Origin of the sequence: Streptococcus sp. KR (assembly GCF_002238115.1) — a bacterium.
Classification (GTDB): domain Bacteria; phylum Bacillota; class Bacilli; order Lactobacillales; family Streptococcaceae; genus Streptococcus.
This window is the reverse complement of sequence record NZ_NGVM01000038.1, coordinates 1-5,037: the sequence shown is the minus strand read 5'-3', so window position 1 is coordinate 5,037 and position 5,037 is coordinate 1. Positions and strand designations below refer to the sequence as shown.

6 protein-coding genes are annotated in these 5,037 nt (G+C 32.3%); 2 read left to right on the top strand and 4 right to left on the bottom strand.

Annotation, left to right across the window (positions count from 1 at the left end; all coding sequences use genetic code 11):
* Window positions 1–91 precede the first annotated feature (91 nt).
* A complete protein-coding gene (locus CBI42_RS10360) occupies window positions 92–289 on the top strand; it encodes a hypothetical protein (RefSeq protein WP_094753939.1) in 198 nt (65 codons plus the stop codon).
* A gap of 66 nt (window positions 290–355) precedes the next feature.
* Here the strand turns inward: CBI42_RS10360 and CBI42_RS10355 are convergent, their stop codons facing one another.
* Together CBI42_RS10355 and CBI42_RS10350 are read right to left on the bottom strand one after the other, a co-directional pair.
* A complete protein-coding gene (locus CBI42_RS10355; RefSeq protein ID WP_094753938.1) occupies window positions 356–1,927 on the bottom strand; it encodes an ATP-binding cassette domain-containing protein in 1,572 nt (523 codons plus the stop codon).
* 1 nt (window position 1,928) lies between these two features.
* Complete coding sequence (locus CBI42_RS10350) at window positions 1,929–3,224, bottom strand: radical SAM/SPASM domain-containing protein (protein WP_094753937.1); 1,296 nt, start codon at window positions 3,222–3,224, stop codon at window positions 1,929–1,931.
* A gap of 350 nt (window positions 3,225–3,574) precedes the next feature.
* Here CBI42_RS10350 and CBI42_RS10345 point away from each other — a divergent pair, with 350 nt between their 5' ends.
* A complete protein-coding gene (locus CBI42_RS10345) occupies window positions 3,575–4,438 on the top strand; it encodes a helix-turn-helix domain-containing protein (RefSeq protein WP_094753936.1) in 864 nt (287 codons plus the stop codon).
* A gap of 16 nt (window positions 4,439–4,454) precedes the next feature.
* Here CBI42_RS10345 and CBI42_RS10340 read toward each other — a convergent pair whose 3' ends face one another.
* Window positions 4,455–4,754 (bottom strand): DUF5966 family protein, encoded by a 300-nt coding sequence (locus CBI42_RS10340; protein WP_094753935.1) that lies wholly within the window; start codon window positions 4,752–4,754, stop codon window positions 4,455–4,457.
* Window positions 4,755–4,767: 13 nt separating this feature from the next.
* Window positions 4,768–5,037: DUF5962 family protein (locus CBI42_RS10335; protein WP_094753934.1), on the bottom strand; the 270-nt coding region annotated here is incomplete at its 5' end.

The following is a 5,037-nucleotide window of genomic DNA, read 5'->3' as shown; positions in this document are numbered from 1 at the left end:
CAACGAAAGGTAATTCCTACATTTCAGGCGCAAAATCGTACAGTTCAGAGAAAAATATCAAAATTAGCTGTCTTCAGCTTATAATATAAACATGAACAAATTAAAAGAAGAAAATTTGAGAAGAGCTCTTTCTCATATTGAACGACATAAACAAGCCATAAATACAAGTGATAATAGTGATGATAATGATTTTCATAAATTATTACTCCAATTTAGCTATGAAGTATATGAAAGAATCAAGGCTAATAAAAAACCTTATCCGAATTTAGATTCAGATAAAGTCTTTTAACCCGGATAACAAGTTTACATACTTTCCCTATTTGCTACATTCTTTAGAATTTTCTTCTTAGTTACTTTACATAACTTTACCATTATTTAATGTATAAACTTTCTCATATTCATCTTGATGAAACTTATGGGCAATTTCTAAAATCGTAACTGGTTGAGAAAATAGTAGTTTATGAATTTCATCTGCATTTTGTTTGTCTAGTGCAGCGGTGATTTCATCTGCTAGTAAAATTGGTCTTGGTCTCAACAACGCTCTAGCAATCTCGATTTTCATCATCTGTCCACCTGAAAGATTGTTTCCATCGAGATAATAATCAAAATCCTGCCCCAGTTCATCCCATAGTTGAACCCTTTGCAGTACCTTTCTGATATCATTATCGTTATAATTTTGGTAAAGAGATACATTTGCCCGTAGCGTCCCTTTAAAAATATAAGGTTTTTGATGAATGGCAGATACCAAGTCATGACTTGGTGCATACTTCTTGCCATGTCCATCTAAAAAGCAAATCTCTCCGTCATAGTCTCTATCATCCCCAGTCAAGATGTGAAACAAGGTTGATTTGCCACTACCGCTGGCTCCTGTAAGCAAGACTCGATTCCCAGCTTCCATACTTACACTTATGTCATCAAAAATAATCTTATCTGCATATTGCTTGCTAACATTTTTTATAGATATTCCGAGAGTGGTTGGGAATGTTTCAGATACCTCTTCCCGTTTAATATCCTCTTTTAAAAGAATATTCAGCACTTTTTCTTTTACTACTGTCGCTGATTGAAGCGTAGAGGTTGCTTCCAAGAGTTGTTGCAATGGAGAAATCAGATTCATAGATGCTGTCATCATGGCAATCAAAACAGTCAAGGAAAGATGGGTGGTAGACATCATCACCATTCCAATCACAAAAGGCCCCACTAGCCCTAGTCCTTTCAAAGGACCTGTCCAAAACATAACCAAATTATGACTTGTATAGTAACGATATTGACCAGACTCCATCTTATCAATGGTATCATAAACATGTTGACAATATTCTTGCTCAACTCTATTTGAAACAATAGTATCAATCCCTGCTGAAAAATCTGTGATATTAGCTAAACTGATTTCTCTAACTTTACTCAGTTCTTCACCACGTCTTTTCAATAGTTTATGAAAAACAAATTGAGGAATGATCATGAGAAAGCCACCTATGGTAAAGAGTAAACCAACCACAACATCCTGTGATACTAAATACATGACAGACACTAGGATAGAGGTGCCAAATATAGGATATAAAAAAAGTGGAGACAAATATTCCTTCCAAAACATTGGAATATCTTGGGTTAAAAAAGAATTAAATTCAGATGCTGAATACTCTAATCTTTTTTCAGCAAATAAACGCAAAGCTTTCTTAGAAATAAACAAATTGATATCTTTGATGATGGAACGTAGAAGAATGTTATTGAAGTACATGCAAATATAAATAAAGATAAAGAAAGTAAGACTCAACAATCCAAAGATTACAATCATCCCTCTATTCTCAATGTCCACAGAGCCGGCCATTTGGATAATCAGTGAAATCAACAAGCCCTGACAAGAGTACAGTAAAGCAAAGATAACGAAACCAAGTAGTTTCCATTTTGAAATGATTTTTACGATTATTTTCATCTTAGTCAGCTTTTAATTCATAATTTATATTATTTGAACAAATTGATAACTCAAAATTATTCATAATATTTCTTCTCATTTTGAAGCATTTTTCCTCAAAACTAGTCTCATTGAAAATATCTCTCTTAGGGCAAGCTCCACCCTTACAAACTAGCAACAATTGACATTTTTGACATTTTGAGTCAAATTGATAAGAATGTACCCATCTTTTTTGATTGTTCTCGTTAATGACACTATTTCCTAGTTCACCTATTTTATTTTCTTCGTCATAAAGACTAACCGTACATTTTAATAGATTCCCTTTTGTGTCAATCGTATAAGAGTTTGGTTTTTGAGCATAACATGATGAATAATTACTTCTGAAGACAAAATCATCAAATAATCTGTACCCTAATTTAATTGCACTTTTTGATAATTCAAAAGAAACATCTGACTCAAATCGTTTTACCTCGTATCCCTCTTTTCTATCACCGCATCCCCAATCTCCTACATTTCGGAACAACAGATGAAATCGCTTATCATTTTTAAAAACCTGTGCATCTTCTAATAAAAATTTCTCAACATTCTTATAATTTTCCTGAGAAACATTCAAGCGAATCATAACATGGAATTGAGATTCTAAATTTATTGCATTTTTTAAGTTTTTCATAATGCGATCATAGGAACCATGACCATTTTTCAAAATACGCTGATTGTCATGCCCTTCACGAGAACCATCTACTGTAACTTGGTATGTTTTCACGTAACATTCTGTCACTAATCGATCTAATACTGTACGATTTAACAAATATCCGTTCGTTGTCATATCAGCGTGATAGCGAATCCCTAACTTTTGAGAAATTGAAATCAATTCTTTTGAAATATCTAAAATATCTCGATATCCTAGTAATGGTTCTCCTCCAAACCAAGATACATGTAAGTCTTCAAAGTTTTTCTCAGATAATTTTTGATTTACAAAATCTATTATTCCAGTTTTTTGAGATGTAATAGTACAATTTGAAAATTTTTCATAACAATATTTGCATCTAAAATTACAATCACCATGAGCTAAAATAATAATTCTCAAAGTGGTTTCATCCCTTTTCCTAAATAACTCAATCATTTTGTCTAACTCATTTTCTTTTTCATCAAAATCTTGAGATTTTAAAAAAGATTCAAACTCGCTTTTGATATGATTATTCTTCTCAATCTTATCCAAAAGTTTATTTTCAATTTTCAAAGAAATATTGTTCTTGGTATTAAATAAGAAGGTATGATTTTCTTTTTTCAATTCTATTACATACTTTGAATACTTCATCTCATCGTCTCCATCAAGAAACAGCGTGCAGAGTTAATCTCAAAATCTTACTCTGCACACTACAATACACTGAGATAATAAAAGAATAATTTTATTACCTTTTAACACTCTAATTAAACAGTGTATCTCAAAAATATATGGAATTTTACTGTTCAATTAAATAACAACTTAGCTAATAAAATTACTAGCAACCAGCACCACAGACTAGATTATTAAATTCAATTCCATAGTCTTGTTCCATGTCGTGTTCGACAATTTCTTGGATAACCATAATAAAACTCCTTTCAATTTTGATACCATTATTATATAATATTAAAAAAAGTGTAAAGAAGAAATTCGGAAATCCGTACATGAATATTCAAGAAAAATTTAAAGCCATTCGAAAACAACGCAAGCTATCACTACGAGATCTAGCCAATGTCGCAGGCAGCGCAAGTAGCATTTCTGATTTTGAAAAAGGGAAAACAAATCTATCTAATGATGTGTTATTACAATTACTTGGTTTTATGGTTGTTGAAATCAACGAAGTATTTGAATGGAGTGCTTTTCAAGATGCAGAGTTTCTAGAATTGATGACCCAAGTGGAGAACGCTCTACAAACTCAAGATATTGCAGTTCTCATACAAAAGCGTGAAATATTTCAAGAGTTTTTTGTCGATAAAAAACACTACATCTACCATATTATCTCTTTAGTTCTTGATGTTATAATTTCTAAACTTCAAGAAAAAGAACCCACACCTGAAATCATTTCTGAATTGACAGATTATTTTTTCTCCTTAGATTATTGGACCAATTTAGATGTTGGCTTGCTAGGAAATATTGTTCATCACTTTACGACAGAAGCTCTAGTCCTATTTACAGATAGTATTTTAAAAAACACTCCCAATCAACTGCGAAACAATCTAGATCGCATAAAAATAGATACTGTCATTAATTGTCTGTCTGTACTTTTAGCAAGGCGTGAAAAAAATGCAAGCAAAGCACTACTCCAATTATTATCACGTAAACAGTTTCCTACATATTTTGCTTATGAGAAATTATGTCTATCTGAATTCCAAGCAATCTATATGTATATTTGGTGCGACAAAGAAGAAGCCGATAACATTCATCAAACAATTCTTAAAACTGTTTCTCTACTCTTTACAAAAGATGAAGCCAATAAGTGGGATGATTACTTTAAAGAAAAAATTTCATCGTCAGATATTAAAAAGTAGCTGAACAATCTCTTGCTCAGCTACTTTTTAATCTTCTTTTCCAACTGATGATTTTCAAAAAAACAAAAATAAGCAAGAATAGATTAAAAATCACATAAAATCCTGTAAAGCTTATCAGACCATTCTGGGCTAAATCCTCTACATAAAGGTTGGATTCAGTAAAGAACAAATAAATTCCATAGACCTCTACGAAAATAAGAAAACTGATAAAACCAATCAGGAAAAGTCCACTGGCAATCAGAAAGAATCTCCATAAAAGAATGAGAATTCCTCCTACTGCTAAAAAAATTACTGGGACAAGGAGTAAATCATTCATGACTTGTTCCTTCCTAATCAATCAACTGACGATAATGGGTGGCCAGAGAGGAATCAAATTCCTCTAGCTTTTGAACTAAGTCCAAATACTCCTCTTTCTCATGATCTTCAAAGTCCACACCTCGATGATTCTGAAGAGCGATTTCCAATTGACTAGTGAGCTCTCGTTTAGAAAAACTGTAATCGCCTGTCACTTCCTCATAATGTTCCTTTAACTCCTTGTAGGCTAGGTATTCTTCAGGTGTTTGAAATCCCTGTACTAAGGCCTCTTCTAATTGATAATA

Coding starts and splice junctions, on each gene's coding strand:
- CBI42_RS10350 (WP_094753937.1), bottom strand. CDS start 3,224: ATGAAGTATTCAAAGTATGTAATAGAATTGAAAAAAGAAAATCATACC.
- CBI42_RS10345 (WP_094753936.1), top strand. CDS start 3,575: ATGAATATTCAAGAAAAATTTAAAGCCATTCGAAAACAACGCAAGCTA.
- CBI42_RS10340 (WP_094753935.1), bottom strand. CDS start 4,754: ATGAATGATTTACTCCTTGTCCCAGTAATTTTTTTAGCAGTAGGAGGA.
- CBI42_RS10355 (WP_094753938.1), bottom strand. CDS start 1,927: ATGAAAATAATCGTAAAAATCATTTCAAAATGGAAACTACTTGGTTTC.
- CBI42_RS10360 (WP_094753939.1), top strand. CDS start 92: ATGAACAAATTAAAAGAAGAAAATTTGAGAAGAGCTCTTTCTCATATT.